11 protein-coding genes are annotated in these 15,183 nt (G+C 41.8%); 8 read left to right on the top strand and 3 right to left on the bottom strand.

What is annotated here, in order from left to right; translation table 11 throughout:
* The first annotated feature begins 7 nt into the window (after positions 1 to 7).
* Together PASHI_RS13170 and PASHI_RS13165 are read left to right on the top strand one after the other, a co-directional pair.
* The gene (locus tag PASHI_RS13170) at positions 8 to 1,933 is read left to right on the top strand and encodes a methyl-accepting chemotaxis protein (RefSeq protein WP_062565978.1); all 1,926 of its coding nucleotides are present in this window, start codon (positions 8 to 10) and stop codon (positions 1,931 to 1,933) included.
* A 106-nt stretch (positions 1,934 to 2,039) separates the two neighbouring features.
* On the top strand, positions 2,040 to 2,513 hold the full coding sequence (locus PASHI_RS13165; RefSeq protein WP_062565977.1) for a peroxiredoxin: 474 nt from the start codon (positions 2,040 to 2,042) through the stop codon (positions 2,511 to 2,513).
* Positions 2,514 to 2,845: 332 nt separating this feature from the next.
* Here PASHI_RS13165 and PASHI_RS13160 read toward each other — a convergent pair whose 3' ends face one another.
* The gene (locus PASHI_RS13160) at positions 2,846 to 4,981 is read right to left on the bottom strand and encodes a S8 family peptidase (RefSeq protein WP_062565976.1); all 2,136 of its coding nucleotides are present in this window, start codon (positions 4,979 to 4,981) and stop codon (positions 2,846 to 2,848) included.
* Positions 4,982 to 5,304: 323 nt separating this feature from the next.
* Between PASHI_RS13160 and PASHI_RS13155 the strand changes: the two genes are divergently transcribed.
* From PASHI_RS13155 to PASHI_RS13130, 6 genes are all read left to right on the top strand, one after another.
* Complete coding sequence (locus PASHI_RS13155; protein WP_062565975.1) at positions 5,305 to 6,489, top strand: BaiN/RdsA family NAD(P)/FAD-dependent oxidoreductase; 1,185 nt, start codon at positions 5,305 to 5,307, stop codon at positions 6,487 to 6,489.
* 134 nt (positions 6,490 to 6,623) lie between these two features.
* On the top strand, positions 6,624 to 7,151 hold the full coding sequence (locus tag PASHI_RS13150; protein WP_062565974.1) for a hypothetical protein: 528 nt from the start codon (positions 6,624 to 6,626) through the stop codon (positions 7,149 to 7,151).
* Positions 7,152 to 7,179: 28 nt separating this feature from the next.
* Positions 7,180 to 7,866: a hypothetical protein gene (locus PASHI_RS13145; protein ID WP_156426491.1), complete on the top strand. Its 687-nt coding sequence runs from the start codon at positions 7,180 to 7,182 to the stop codon at positions 7,864 to 7,866.
* 276 nt (positions 7,867 to 8,142) lie between these two features.
* Entirely contained in the window at positions 8,143 to 8,790 is a 648-nt protein-coding gene (locus PASHI_RS13140) for a HEAT repeat domain-containing protein (RefSeq protein WP_062565972.1), read from the top strand.
* 213 nt (positions 8,791 to 9,003) lie between these two features.
* Positions 9,004 to 9,351 carry an immunity protein Imm33 domain-containing protein gene (locus PASHI_RS13135; protein WP_062565971.1) on the top strand — a complete coding sequence of 116 codons (348 nt, stop codon included), beginning with the start codon at positions 9,004 to 9,006 and terminating at the stop codon, positions 9,349 to 9,351.
* A gap of 325 nt (positions 9,352 to 9,676) precedes the next feature.
* The gene (locus PASHI_RS13130; protein WP_062565970.1) at positions 9,677 to 10,942 is read left to right on the top strand and encodes a sensor domain-containing protein; all 1,266 of its coding nucleotides are present in this window, start codon (positions 9,677 to 9,679) and stop codon (positions 10,940 to 10,942) included.
* 44 nt (positions 10,943 to 10,986) lie between these two features.
* Here PASHI_RS13130 and PASHI_RS13125 read toward each other — a convergent pair whose 3' ends face one another.
* Together PASHI_RS13125 and katG are read right to left on the bottom strand one after the other, a co-directional pair.
* Entirely contained in the window at positions 10,987 to 12,684 is a 1,698-nt protein-coding gene (locus PASHI_RS13125; RefSeq protein WP_062565969.1) for a diguanylate cyclase, read from the bottom strand.
* A 136-nt stretch (positions 12,685 to 12,820) separates the two neighbouring features.
* Positions 12,821 to 15,034, bottom strand: a complete 2,214-nt coding sequence (gene katG / locus PASHI_RS13120) for a catalase/peroxidase HPI (RefSeq protein WP_062565968.1) — start codon at positions 15,032 to 15,034, stop codon at positions 12,821 to 12,823.
* Between the last annotated feature and the right edge of the window lie 149 nt (positions 15,035 to 15,183).

The following is a 15,183-nucleotide window of genomic DNA, read 5'->3' as shown; positions in this document are numbered from 1 at the left end:
ATCGTTTATGCGCGTGTCATCATTTACTCGGTTATTGGCCGTTTTACTCACACTCGCCAGTATCTTACTGGCAGCCACTCTGTTCTGGGCTAGTCAAACCTTACTCGGCTTAGAGCAGCAAGATAACGCTTATAATAAGCTGAAAAACACCATCATTATTGATTTAAAAAGTTACCTTGATGATTATTTAGAGCAAGGTGACAGCCAACACTTAAATAAAGCCTCAACGCTGATTAGCGATGTTAAAAAGCAGCATTTAGCTGAGCTACCAAATGATCTAGCGGGTCAACTAAATAGCCAACTTACGGCCCTCGATAAAGACATTAATGGTAAGTATCGCGCTTTAGGTAAGCTATCGGGTAACGAAATGGCACTGCTCGATAACTCGTTAAGACAAATGGCAGGCTCTGCCTCTTCGTTAATTGGCTATGCACGTAAAGCACAGCCGCAAACAGCGCTTGCGCTTGAATATTATCAACTTGCTGCTGACTACTACAGCGAAGTGACATCACTTGCTTTATATACTTACAAGTTAGTGATCAACTTTGATCAAGACACTAAAAACAGCCTTAATCAAAGTGTTGAAAACTTAAATGCCCTTGCTACTAAAATCGACAGACTCGAAAACCTAGGTGTAATGAGTGAAGTGGATGAAGACGCTTTATTTTTTGGTGAAGAAGCAGAAGATTTAGCCGGTGATATTAAAGCAGAGCTAACAAGCTGGCCTAAACGTTTCCCTCGTGATTTAGCATCAACACTTGAGCAAGCTGAGCAACGACAAACCGGCATGCAAGCACTTCGCGAACAAATCGGCGCGTTGTCTGCAACGGTGCTCGGTGCAGAGCAAAAATTAAAAGATGAACAAAGCCAGCTTAAGCAACAAGTGTTTATCGTGTTTTGTGTCGCTATTGGCATGCTGGTGGTTTTAGCGGCGGGTGTGTATTTTGTACAGCGCAACCAAGTGCTTAACCCTCTGCGCCAATTGCGTGATGGCTTTGCCTTCTTGATTGAAAGTAATGAACTTAAAAACATTGAGAGTAAAAACCCGAAAACCGAGGTTGGTGAAATTGCTCATTACTTTAATCAATTGATTGAACGCCAGCGTGGTGAGGCAGAAGAGCGAGCACAAATGCTTAAGGTTATTAACGACTTTATGCTAGAGATGAGCGAGCACTTACATACCATTGCTCAGCAAACGGATGCCAGCCACTCTCAGGTTGAACAAAACCAAGGTTTACTTACTGATATTCAACACATTGGTGAGCAGGTTAATAACATTAATGGTCAAGTTGCTGATAACGCCAAACAAACCTTTGGTGCGATGGAGCAGAGCTTAGGCTTTGCCGACAGCATGTTAACCTCAAGCTCTCGCACTGAAGAGCGCGTTGAGCAAGGTCTAGATAGCTTAAAAGAGCTATTAAAAGGCGTTGATGATGTTGGCCAAGTTATTGAGGTGATCAAAAACATTGCTGAGCAAACAAACCTACTGGCATTGAATGCGGCGATTGAGTCGGCACGTGCAGGTGAGCATGGTCGAGGCTTTGCGGTTGTCGCTGACGAAGTACGAAAGCTTGCCAGACAAACACAAGGCTCGCTTGATGACATCAATAATCAGCTAAACCGCCTAAGTGAAAACTCAACCATGGTATCAGAGCAAATTAGTGCACTGGCTACTGATGCCGAGCTACAAACACAAAATGCTCAAGAGCTTAAACGTAACTCAGAAGGTGTTGCCGATAACGCGCAAGATGCTAACAAAGTCGCGTTTGATGCTATGGAGCTTGCTAAACAGCAAAATGCCTTACTCGAAAACTTTAGCCAATCAATGCAGAGCATGAAAGGGCAGGTAAGTGAGTCAAATTCACTGGTTAGTGATATTCAGCACCGCCTACAAGAGCAAATGCACACCATTAAAACCAGCTTAGGTTTATAACTCTTCAAGGGGCGAGCAATGGTTTGCATTGTTTGCCCTTAAATCATGCGGTATTCAATTTTTTGGGTATATACTCTGTACTCTTATTTTCTTTCAAGGAATTACAATGATCGAACAAGGCCAAACTTTACCTGCAGCAACCCTTAGTGAATTAACTAGCGAGGGCATGCAAACCCTATCAACAGAGGCATTATTTGCAGATAAAAAAGTAGTGTTATTTGCGGTGCCTGGTGCATTTACGCCAACCTGCTCAAATGCTCACTTACCTGAGTTTATTACGCTAGCCGATAAAATTACCGCGAAAGGCGTTGATGCAATTTACTGCGTATCGGTGAACGATGCATTTGTAATGAAAGCATGGGGTGAAGCTCATAACGCTGAGCATATTCGTATGTTAGCCGATGGTGATGCAAGCTTTACTAAAGCACTTGGTCTAGATAAAGACACAGCTGGCTTTGGTGGCGTACGTTCAAAGCGTTATGCGATGATCGTTGAAAACCAAACGGTAACAGGGCTGTTTGTTGAACAAGGCAAAGAGTTTGTAGTAAGCCGCGCTGAAGCTGTGCTTGAAAAGCTTTAATATATACCCAAGCCACCTCAAGATGCAGAATTCAGCGTTTCACAGGTGCTTAATATCAAGGCGTTACTTTGCAATAATGGTAGTCCCTTTTAAGAAGTAACAACGATGAGAGTAAGTGCCTGTGAAACGCCCAAAGGGTTGGTTTAAAAGCGATTTATACTGCGTTATTGATTTTAACAATAGAACCACTATTACTTGCAATCAATGCCTTGCCTAAACCGCTTTTAATTCCAACTGAAACTCGCATCTTGAGGTGGTTTGGGTATAAATACAAAAAAGCCGGACGTAAGTCCGGCTGAAAAGTCCCAGGGGGATACTGGGGAGATCAACTATTAAGGTTGATACTGTGCATCCAATGTTACACCAGAGAAAGTACGGTAAGCATTTAAGCTTAAGTGCCACGTACCTGCTTGTGGATTACTGAATGTACATGTTTCTGCGTTACCGTTTTTGTACGGACGACAATCATAGCTAGATGACGTTGGTTGGCTACCAAACTTAACGAATAAGTCAGCATCACCTGAACCACCAGACGTCGTAACAGTGAAGCTTGCCATACCTGCTGGTACTTCTAGTGTGTAATGTTTCCATTGACCAGCACTTGCAGAGATATCAGTCACTGTGCCGCCACCTGCTTGTGGTGAACCTGAGCCTGAACCACCGCCAGAAGTTGTTAAATCACCCACAAGGCTAACACCTGAGTATGCAGAGTAACCATTGAGCATTACATGGTAAGTGCCTGCTGTTGGGTTATCGATAGAACATACTTCGTTGTTACCGCCTTTATACGGGCGACAATCATAGGTTGACGTTGTTGGTGCGCTACCTGCACGAACGTAAAGGTCAGCATCACCTGTACCGCCACTCATTGTGAAGGTTACGTTAGTTGCACCTGTTGGCACCTCCATTGTGTAGAAAGTTTGGCTGCTAGCAGAGCCACTTAAACCTGTTAGGGCTTGACCATCTTCTAACACATTGCCTGTTGGTGGTGGCGGTGTTGTGCCTGATGCTGCTGCCACAGCGGCTGCTGCATCAACAATACCTGTACCACAGCTTGTACATGTTGCAGGGAAAGAACGAGTTGTTGATTTTAAGATGCTTTCGATTTCATCTGGCGTTGCAGATGGTTTAGCTTGCTTGATTAGCGCTGCTACACCCGCAACATGTGGTGCTGCCATCGATGTACCTTGCGAGTAGTGATATGAATCGCTGCTTGGGCTTGTAGAGCCTGAGTTGTGTGTTGATAAAACACCTTCAGAGTCATTCGCAAAGCTTTGTGCGCCACCCGGTGCTGCAACATCAATGTTGCTACCGTAGTTTGAGTAATAAGCACGACCACCGTTACGACCAACAGATGCAACGTTTACAACACCATTACAGTTACCTGGGTTGTAGTTTGCAGAGTTATCGTTATCGTTACCCGCAGCGATTACGATCACAGTGCCGTTGTTTCGTGCTTGGTTGATAGCGCTTTGTGTTGTAGAGCTACATGAACCGCTACCACCTAAACTCATGTTGATAACATCAGCAGGGTTAGCATTTGCTGGTACGCCAGAAACCGAACCACCTGAAGCCCAGATAATACCGTCAGCGATATCAGAAGTTAAACCACCACATTTACCAAGTACACGTACTGGAACAACTTTTGAGTTGTAAGCAACACCGGCAACACCTTCACCGTTGTTAGTTACTGCCGCAACAGTACCCGCAACGTGCGTACCGTGCCAGCTTGAGCTTTGCGCACCATGTGTGTAACCACATTCGTTAGCGCTGATTGCATCACCTGGATCGCGTGCATCGCTATCACGACCACCACCATCGTTAGCTACAGACACATTAGAGATCATGTCATAGCCAGGAAGGATGTTGGCATTTAAATCAACATGAGGACGGTAACCTGTATCAAGTACCGCAACAACGACACCGCTACCCGTTGCTGTATCCCAAGCCGTAGGAAGGTTAAGTCCACCCGCTTGCTCGTAGTAGTGCCATTGGTCGTCATAACGTGGGTCGTTAGGCGTTGCAAATGGCTTTAACATTTGGTCGATTTCGATGTATTCAACGTTACCTGATGCAACCATCTCTTGCATGAATTCTTGTGCTTCTTGAGCAGAAAGTTTTTTATCAGCACGCATTACGTGGTGATTACTCATCGCCATTGCACGAACATATTGTGCTTTTACTTTACCTTTTTTACTGGTGAAGTTTTTAACAAAGCCTTTTGCTTTTTTGTTCATCATAGTCGGCGTTTGTTCTGCTGCCGACATTGTCATCATTTCATCACTGTTGTTTTTATACTTGATGATGAATTGTGTACCAAAGCCTTCTTGGCCTTGTAATTTCGCTGCAGTTTCCTGCATAGATGGTGACATTAGTTGGTTTGGAGTAGCCATTGCTGCCGTCGTCCCAAACAACGCAGTCAAGCTCAGTGCAATTGCGCACTTCTTCAAGTTGTTGTTAGTTGTCATAATGATCCCTAGATTGTTATGTAAATCTCCACGATATTTTTCGCGAAGGGGGACAAAGGTAAAATAAATGTAAATTTAGTTAAAATATCGTTTTATTATGGTTGTCTCTATTTTGGTTATAACTAAATGTATAGACGTCTAAAATAGTCTTTTTATGGTGCTTTTTAGTAGTTTTCTCATAATAAAGTTATAATTTTGTGGTTTTGAGTTTTTGCTTTATTTCGTTTTTTGGTTTTATCTTTTTTGTAAAAACACCTCAGTGTTAACACAGCAGCGACAATAACTTGTTATAATCAGCTAAATTTTTTTAGTGAGTATGAGTAATGACCCAAGTAGATGTAATTGTGATTGGCGCCGGTGCCGCAGGTTTGATGTGTGCTGCACAAGCAGGCTACCGTGGTCGCAATGTTACTGTGCTTGATATGGGCAAAAAGCCGGGCCGTAAAATATTAATCAGCGGCGGCGGGCGTTGTAACTTCACCAATGAAAACGCAAGCCCAGACAACTACTTGTGTGGCAACCCTCACTTTGTAAAATCGTGTTTAAGTCGTTATACCCAGCATGACTTTATAGAGCTGGTGGACCGTCACGGCTTGGCGTATCACCATAAAACGCTGGGCCAGTTATTTTGTGATAACAGCGCTCAAGATATCGTCGACATTCTTTTAACTGAGTGTGAGTGGGCGGGTGTTAACATAGCGCTGCGTAACGAAGTACTCAGCGTGACAAAAACCGATGTGGGCTATGAAGTTATTACTGAGCAAGACAGCTATCAATGTGAGTCGTTAGTTGTTGCATCGGGCGGATTAACCATGCCTAAGCTCGGTGCATCACCAATTGGTTATAAAATTGCAGAGCAATTTGGTTTAACAGTGCTACCAACCATGGCGGCATTAGTGCCATTTACGTTGCACCAGCATGATAAAGATCGCTTTGACGGGTTGTCGGGGATCAGCATTCCTTGTCTGGTTACCAGTGAAGATGGCACCCAGTTTAAAGAAAACATCTTGTTTACTCATCGTGGCCTTTCGGGCCCAGCGATTCTACAAATCAGCTCTTTCTGGCGCGCAGGACAAACTGTGTACATCAACTTGTTACCCGAGCTCGATTTAAAACAGCAGCTTGAGCTGTGGCGTCAAAGCCAAGGGCAGAAGTCACTAAAAAATACCCTTGCGACAATTTTACCAAAGCGTTTTGTTGAAATGCTGCACGATACTAAAGCGATCCCTGATTGTAATGTAAACCAGCTAAGCCATGCGCAAATCGACGCGTTACATGACTACATTCACAATTGGCAAATTAAACCAAACGGCACAGAGGGTTACAGAACAGCCGAAGTCACGCTTGGCGGTGTAGACACCGACGAGTTAAGCTCAAAAACCTTCGAAGCGAAAAAGTCACCGGGCCTCTATTTCATCGGCGAAGTCACCGACGTCACCGGTTGGCTAGGCGGCTACAACTTCCAATACGCCTGGAGCTGCGGCTTTGCAGCAGGGCAGTATTGTTGATTTGAGTTGCGAGTTGCAAAGGGAAAAGTGTTAGTGGTCAGGCTCTAGGAACTAGGCCCTAGGAACTAGGTTCTAGGGTAGCACTTGCTTGTAGGTCGTGCTTCAGCGCGTGGCTGTTATTAATGGAGTAATAGATGAATAAAGTATATAAATTTTATCCAGAATATGAAGATGAATTTATTACTCCGGTTGATACCTCAGAAACGAGTTTATTATTTTCGACGGCTCTATCAGTTCAAAATCCATTACCATGTGGGAAGGTATTACAGGTTGAGCTTCAAGGACGAAGAGGCTTTTCGCAAAACTCCTTCTATTGGCTTCATCCTCAATGTTTAGTTTGTGACCTAGTTGCATATAATAAATTAAACGATTTATTGAGTAGTTGCGGGTTTTGGTCGGAATTAATGCTAGATGGTGAAGCTCTATATTTGTTTTCTGTGACAAAAGAAATCAATGTACTAAATGAAGATGATTCTGACTTTGTAGAGCTGAATGGTTTCAAACTCGATATTAAGCGTTATAGCTTCAAATACTTTAATGAGTCTGAAAATCCTATTTTTCTAATAACTAATATGAAAGGTCACTATCCATTAATGTCAGGCTATTTAGTAAAAAAAATAAAAGAGTTTGAAATATCTGGGCTTAAATTTAAGTTACTTTAATTTATTTTTTTTATTCGGTTATTATTCTATGAACAGCTTTAAAGCTTACTTAGTACTTTCTTTTCTACTGGTGATTACATTTCATTCGCACGCTGATGATGTTAGTTGGCAGTGGCCATCAGATTTGGAAAAAGCGATATTGAAAGCAGATACCTCAGTGCAAAATATAGAGCTTGGTTCTTACTGGAATACACGTTATAGGGCTGCTGTATTTTCAGTTGCAAACTTAATATCAATCGGTTGGTCTAGTCGAGGGTTTAACCCAGAAATATACAACACGGTTTTGAATGATATTTGGAATAATACTAGTCAAAAGCACTTACTAAATGACAACTTAATTCGCTTATCTTCTCTAACGTGGAGGTTAAACCTTAAGAATAGATGCTTTGATGCTAACGTGAATAAAAGCCGTGCTCGTAAGTACATCATTGAAATGATTAACTCGGATGAGAATGTTTTAAAGGATTCTGCAATCAGTGGGCTCGGGTTATTAGGCGAACGTGAAGATGTTGATATGTTGATTGAGCTATTGATTAACAATCAAAATACCTTTGTCGGCTCTTCTGCATTCAGTTCTCTTTTGCTTGTTGAAGGTGATTACGCGCTAGAAATGCTTAGGACTAATATACAAAAAGTCTCCAATGATTCTCTAAAGCAGCAGATTAAGGAAGAGCTTAGTTTCATACGAGTCAGTGATGATAAGTGCGCTGAATAAAATCTATCGCATTCATAAAAAGTCAAACTATGCTGGTAGCACCTAGCACCTAGCACCTAGCACCTAGCACCTAGCACCTAGCACCTAGCACCTAGCACCTAGCACCTAGCCCCTAAACTAGACAACTATAAGGTTACCCATTTATTTTACATGCATATGATTGGTGATAAGTAGTTAAATAAAACCATTAGAGTTAAGCTAAATTATTTTCTGACGCTATGGGCGAGGTAGTGGCAAAAGAAAGACCTGACACTATGAGCTCTGGAGTAAAATGATATGACTAATATGCTGAACGTTTATATGGATGATATAGAAGTTATTAGTGATGAAACCCCACAATCATTTGATAAGCTTAAAAAAGGTGTATTATCTGATGACAGTGAAATAAGAGAAAGATCATTTTCTAAATTGGCATGCTTTGAGTATACCGAAGAAATTAAAAATATTTTTAACAGAGGATTATTAGATAGCGATGAACTTATTCGCTCTGATTGTATAGAATTTCTCGCTGAATTTGATTTACTTGATAATTTAGAAAAGATTTGCGAATTATTAGATGACCCAAGCCATTATGTCGTTGATTCATGTGTAATTAGTCTAGCTGAGCTAAATTCTAAAAATGAAAAAGTTATTAAACTTTTGATTAATAAGTTAAAAGATAAGCAGCTTAAGAGTGGAACAGTTTTAAGTATTCACTATGCGTTATATAAACTTGATCCAACATACTCAATTGGGAACCTATTAGTTTGCTATTCTGACTCCAGAGATTATCGAGATAGGTGCGCTATTTTAAACTTATTAGCAGAGGGAATCCGAGAAGAGGATATCCCTGTGATAAAAGAGAAACTAGATAAAATTGTAAATCCTAATGATTTTAGATCTGTTCTATCTAAATATGATGAACTTTTAGCTTCATTAGGTTGATCAGAGATTTAAATCCAAAGCCTCGCACTCGCAGACCTAAGGTTTGCACTAGCGGGGCTTTGTTTTTTCTAGCTGTGGTAGCTTGGATTTTGTTTTCAAAACTGGCTAAGCGGCTCAATGAAAAGAACCGCTTGCTGGCATGGGGGAGGTAGTGACAAAAAGCAAAACCTGCTCCCATGTGTTTAAAGCGCAGAAAAAGGTGCATGATTTTTAATGACTGAAATTACAAAAATTCAAAGATTGGTATGTAATGAATTTAATGCTGACTTTGTATCATCTCCCGAAGATATGAAAGTTGGTATTTCTCGTAACGTCAAGCAAGGGGTTATTCCTATTAATGGACTAAGACACTCCCCTGAAGGAGATACAACAGGTTGGTACATTTGGGGTGGAGAAGAGTTTTCTGAAGAACCTGATTTTTTCGTTCCTCTTCATGTTGCTCATTTAGGTGAGTGGTGTCCTGATATCAAAAAATTTCTTGCGCTACCTCCAGGCTATAGGTTTTTAATCGCTGGAGATTATGTTGATGTTTGGTTTGATGAGTCTTTATTAAATATTTGACGACATAGTTTGAATTCTAAGCTTCACACAGAAGAAACTCGATGTCTTTTATTTGCGCCTAGCACCTAGCACCTAGCACCTAGCACCTAGCACCCAAAACCTAGAATCAATTCTTGCCACCCCAAATGACGCCCTACATAATTTTGATAGCTGATAGCTGATAGCTGATAGCTGATAGCTGATAGCTGATAGCTGATAGCTGATAGCTGATAGCTGATAGCTGATAGCTGATAGCTGATAGCTGATAGCTGATAGCTGATAGCTAATTTATAGTCTATTATTTCATTTTACTGAGTAGTAATAATGTATTGGACTCGAGTTGCCCATGAAACTTAATGACGTACAGATGTTTGTTAATCCTATTTATCGGTTAATAGAAATTACACCTATCCCTGTCATTGTTTCCTCGCCTAGCGGTAAACTCGAATATGCAAACCCGGCACTAAAACAACTATTAGGTTACGAAGGCGATGAGGTGTACGCAGATGATGTTGTTATAACTCATGCTGATGACAGAGAGTTAAATAAAGCTATTCGTGCCAAGCTTAATCAGTTTCCTGAGCAGCCATTACAAATCGAAAAGCGTTACATGCATAAGTTGGGTCATGCAATTTATTGTCAGCTAAATATTGTTGCCGAGATGGATAATGACGGTAATGTTGTGCGTTATATTTCGCAAATTATTGACTTAACAACAGTCAATAAAGAGGCGGCCGCGGATATTTTGCTGACCCATTTGGTTGATAAATCGAATGATGCCATCTTTGTTGCAAACCCTCAGTTTGGTCAAATCCTTAATTGTAATCAATTTGCTTATAGGTGCTTAGGTTATGAAAAGGAGGAGCTTTTAAAACTAACCATTCCAGACATTAACCCTGACTACGATACCAAGGCTAAATGGCAAGAAAGGGTGGAGCGTATAAAAGCTCAAGAAACCACTATTTTTGAGTCGTGCTTAAAACAAAAAGATGGTCAGGTTTTTCCTACAGAAGTGAGTGTGTGTCATATCGACCATCAAGGGAAAAGCTATCTTCTTGCGATTGTGCGTGACATTTCAGCTCGAAAAAATAAAGAGCAGGCTTTGATTGAGCTTGCGAATCTTGACCCGCTTACTCAATTACCGAACCGTCGTTATCTAGAGCAATTATTAAATGATGTATTTAGTGAAAATGGTGATGTAGCTGAGGGAATGGGCTTTATTTATATCGACTTAGATGATTTTAAACAAATCAACGATCAGCATGGTCATGCACTAGGCGATGAAGTTTTGGTATGGGTTGCAAAGCAACTTAAAGCTGCCGTCAGAAGTACCGATTATGTGATAAGAATGGGGGGAGATGAGTTTTTAGTGACTATTTCAGGCGTAACTAACACGACGATTCTGAATCGCTTGGCACATAAAATTGCGGATCAATTTTCAGCCCCTTTTAGTTGTAAAGGTAAGTCAATTGAAGTCACAGCAAGTATTGGTGTGACAGCGCATTTTCTCGGCGATGGTGTGTATGCAGCAAACCAGCTAATTGAAGAAGCGGATGCGGCTATGTACCAAGCTAAAAAGCAACCCGGAACAACCATCATTCATTTCAGCTAATGGTTTTAACGCCTTATGTTGCTCTGAAACTTGAAACTTTCCCCTCAAGCAGCCACTTCAACACAATTACGGCCGTTACTTTTCGCTTTATACAATGCTTTGTCGGCAATGGTGAGGGTTTCTTTCACGGTTGTTGAAGCATGAGCTACGCTGTGTACACCAATACTCACGGTAAATTGCACGGTTTGTACTTCATCAATGGTGATGTAGGTTTCTTGAGCTTTTTGGCGAATTCGCTCGGCAACTTGTTTTGCATCAAGTAGGTTACAATTGAGTAATAACACAAACTCTTCGCCGCCGTAACGGCAGGCTATATCAGCAAGGCCTTGCTCTGAGGTGAGTATGTTGGCAAATGCGATAATGACTTTATCGCCAACATCGTGACCATATGTGTCGTTGATGTTTTTGAAGTGGTCGAGATCAGCAATTAGGAGGGTTAACTCTTGCTGATTACTTGCCATAGCGGCAATCAATTCCTCACTTTTTCTGTCAAAGTAACGGCGGTTATAAAGGCCTGTCATAGGATCTGTATCGACCAAGCGATTGAGCTCAGTTTGCTGTGCTTTAATTTTTTCGAGGCTCTTAATTCGATAAGAAAGAATAAACGCCATCATTAAGGCTTCGAGCAAAATACCTATGCCAACGCCGTGGCTATTTATCACGTTTGCGTCGCTGATCCCCTTGTAATAAAGCACCGCCAGCATATTGAAAATAACGAACATAGAGTGGCCGAGCAAAAAGTATTTTGCCAGTGTGTTACCTTTTCGCCACAGCGAAATAGATACTCCAAATGTCACCGTCATCATTAAAGCTGCTAAGCTACTGGCAGGTTTTAATGCCCCCACAATATCGAACAAGCTATAGATAAAATCAGCAACCAGTAAGAACAAAATAATCGACAGCGCGATATGCTCTTTAGGGTAATGCTTTTTGGTTTCGAAAATGAGCATTACAAAAATTACTAAAAAGCTTGGCATGCTCAGTAAGTTAGAATTGAGCTGTAATAGCTCAGCACTAAAAATACCAAAGAAGTTAGCAGCAACACCATAAGACAGCGCCACCCACACCGTGCCAGAGATAAGATACAGGGCGTAAACAATGTTCTCGATTTTACGGGCCGATAAATACAAGAAGAAGTTATAAATCATCAGCGCTAACATCATCCCGACAAGCAGCGCAATGTAATTACCATTCCCGACAAGGGCTCGCTTTGAATGCTCTTCATCATAAATCGTTAGTGCAAACCACTGATGAGAAAAAGTGACGCTTTTTACGTAAATTGTTTTTTGCTGGTTAGGAGCAATATAAAACGAAAACACGGCACTGCCACCAAACATATTGGCTTTAGGGCCTGTTTTATCAAGTTGGATAACCGATTGGTTTATCAGTTGTGCTGATTGTGTTTCGTAAAAGCTGACTTCTTCTAAATGATAGGCATCAGGGTTATGTACAAATAAGCGTAGGGTATCGCTGTAGCTATTTTTTATAACTATTTTTGACCACGTAGTTTTAGCGTTAGTGCCCAAAGTAAGCTCGTTTTGACTGTTGGTAAAATTTTGCTGCTGAACTTGCGAAAGAGACATGGCGCCTGTGCTATCAATAAAATAGCTCATAGCAAATTGAGTGAGGTCAACGCTACGTTGATCGATATTAACAATAGGGGAGTTATCTGCACGGCTTTGGGTCGTCATGCTTAGGCATAATGAGTAGATAACAAAAAGCAGTAAAAAGCGCGCAATCATCCCTAATGCCTGTGTCCAAATAAATATAATAATAAAGTTTTATTTTTAACGTAAACCGCTGCCTTGTCGAGTAAATTATCAACGAAAATAAAAAAAGCCGCTAACTTAGCGGCTTTGTTGGTTGCGAAAATATGGGTTAACGTAGGTCGAAACGATCTAGCGTCATTACTTTAGTCCACGCTGCTACGAAGTCATCAACGAACTTCTGTTTAGCATCGTCAGAGGCATACACTTCAGCAATTGAACGTAGCTCTGAGTTTGAACCGAAGATTAAATCTACTGGTGTTGCTGTCCACTTAAGTTTGCCTGACTTACGGTCACGGCCTTCGTAAACACCTTCCTCAGAAGACTTAGACCACTTCGTTGACATATCTAATAGGTTAACGAAGAAATCGTTGCTTAATGTGCCAGGTTTTTTCGTGAATACACCGTGTTTAGTTTGGTCAGTATTCGCGTTAAGGGCACGCATACCACCTAGTAGTGCAGTCATTTCTGGTACTGATAAGCTTAGTAAATCAGCACGTTCAACTAACATTTCAGCCGGTGACTTCCATGCTGAGCTGTAGTAGTTACGGAACGCATCTGCTGTTGGCTCAAGTACTTCGAATGATTCAACGTCAGTCATTTCTAATGACGCGTCCATACGACCTGGCTTAAATGGTACTGAGATAGAGAAACCCGCATCGCTTGCTGCTTTTTCGATTGCAGCCGCACCACCAAGAACAATCATATCTGCTAGTGAAATTTCTTTACCACCAGATGCTTTTTTGTTGAACTTAGTTTGGATTTTCTCAAGTTTGCTCAGTACTTTAGCCACTTCTTTCGGGTTGTTTACTGGCCAATCTTTTTGCGGAGCAAAACGAATACGTGCACCGTTTGCACCACCACGCATATCTGTGTCGCGGTAGCTTGCTGCTGATGCCCAAGCAACACGCACTAGTTCAGATACAGATAAACCTGAATCTAAGATGCTAGCTTTAAGTGACGCGATATCTTTGCTGTCTACTAGTTTGTGGTCAACCGCAGGGATGTAGTCTTGCCAAATTAATACTTCTTCTGGCACTAAGTCACCTAGGTAACGAGCACGTGGGCCCATATCACGGTGGTTTAGTTTGAACCATGCTTTAGCAAATGCCAGTTCGAACTCTTTCGGGTCGTTTAAGAAACGCTCTGAAATCTTACGGAACTCAGGATCTGCTTTTAACGCGATATCAGTTGTGAACATGATAGGCGCATGACGCTTACCTTTAATGTGTGCATCTGGCACTAGATTAGACGCTTGTCCATTTTCAGGGATCCACTGAGTCGCACCTGCAGGGCTCTTAGTTTTAACCCACTCAAAGCTGAATAAGTTTTGTAGGTAGTTGATTGACCAACGTGTTGGTGTCACTGTCCATGCACCTTCAAGACCTGATGTGATGGTATCTTCTGAGTGACCTTTACCACATTTGTTTTTCCAACCTAAGCCTTGCTCTTCGATACCTGCAGCTGCTGGCTCTTTGTCTAAACACGTTGCTTTTTTCGCACCGTGTGCTTTACCAAAGCTGTGACCACCGGCGATTAGCGCAACGATTTCTTCATCGTTCATTGCCATGCGGCCGAATGATAAACGAATGTCTTCTGCTGCTAGAAGTGGATCAGGGTTACCGTGCGGGCCTTCTGGGTTTACATAAATCAAGCCCATCTCAACTGCCGCTAATGGGCCTTTAAGTTTGCCTTTTTTGTCACGACGTTCGTCAGTTAACATTTTGCCTTCAGGACCCCAGTATACGTAATCTGGTTCCCAATCGTCTTCACGACCACCGGCATAACCGAAGGTATTGAAGCCCATTGATTCAAGCGCAACGTTACCTGTTAACGCCATTAAGTCAGCCCAAGAAATGCTGCGACCGTATTTTTGTTTTACAGGCCAAAGTAAACGACGCGCCTTATCAAGGTTCGCGTTATCAGGCCAGCTGTTTAATGGGTCGAAACGTTGTTGACCACCGCCTGCGCCACCACGACCATCAAAAGTACGGTACGTACCTGATGCGTGCCACGCCATACGGATGAAGAATGGACCATAGTGACCGTAGTCAGCAGGCCACCAATCTTGAGAATCAGTTAATACTTTCTCAATATCAGCTTTCACTGCATTTAGGTCTAACTTTAAGAATTCTTTTTTGTAATCAAAGTAAGGACCCATAGGATCTGACTCTGCGCCATGGGCACGAAGTTGGCTAAGATCTAATTGCTCTGGCCACCAGAATTGGTTTGATTTGATGTCGTTTGTAGCTTGTACGCCTGTTGCCACCAACAGTGATACCGCAACAGCTACTTTAGACAAAGCTGAAGTTGATTTCTTAAACATTGTGTTGTCTCCAGTTAGAAGTTGGGTGAAATATAGTTATGTTCTGGTTAACTTTCCACTTACAAACTGGGGTTTAAATCGATTGATAAAATCGAAAAAATAGATGGTGTGATTGATTTTATAGAACAAAGCCAGCAAAAATGCTGGCT

Origin of the sequence: Pseudoalteromonas shioyasakiensis, assembly GCF_001550135.1 — a bacterium.
Lineage (GTDB): Bacteria > Pseudomonadota > Gammaproteobacteria > Enterobacterales > Alteromonadaceae > Pseudoalteromonas > Pseudoalteromonas shioyasakiensis.
This window is presented reverse-complemented; position numbering and strand designations above follow the sequence as displayed.

Coding starts and splice junctions, on each gene's coding strand:
- PASHI_RS13160 (WP_062565976.1), bottom strand. CDS start 4,981: ATGACAACTAACAACAACTTGAAGAAGTGCGCAATTGCACTGAGCTTG.
- PASHI_RS13155 (WP_062565975.1), top strand. CDS start 5,305: ATGACCCAAGTAGATGTAATTGTGATTGGCGCCGGTGCCGCAGGTTTG.
- PASHI_RS13145 (WP_156426491.1), top strand. CDS start 7,180: ATGAACAGCTTTAAAGCTTACTTAGTACTTTCTTTTCTACTGGTGATT.
- PASHI_RS13130 (WP_062565970.1), top strand. CDS start 9,677: ATGAAACTTAATGACGTACAGATGTTTGTTAATCCTATTTATCGGTTA.
- PASHI_RS13150 (WP_062565974.1), top strand. CDS start 6,624: ATGAATAAAGTATATAAATTTTATCCAGAATATGAAGATGAATTTATT.
- PASHI_RS13165 (WP_062565977.1), top strand. CDS start 2,040: ATGATCGAACAAGGCCAAACTTTACCTGCAGCAACCCTTAGTGAATTA.
- PASHI_RS13170 (WP_062565978.1), top strand. CDS start 8: ATGCGCGTGTCATCATTTACTCGGTTATTGGCCGTTTTACTCACACTC.
- katG (WP_062565968.1), bottom strand. CDS start 15,034: ATGTTTAAGAAATCAACTTCAGCTTTGTCTAAAGTAGCTGTTGCGGTA.
- PASHI_RS13140 (WP_062565972.1), top strand. CDS start 8,143: ATGACTAATATGCTGAACGTTTATATGGATGATATAGAAGTTATTAGT.
- PASHI_RS13135 (WP_062565971.1), top strand. CDS start 9,004: ATGACTGAAATTACAAAAATTCAAAGATTGGTATGTAATGAATTTAAT.
- PASHI_RS13125 (WP_062565969.1), bottom strand. CDS start 12,684: ATGATTGCGCGCTTTTTACTGCTTTTTGTTATCTACTCATTATGCCTA.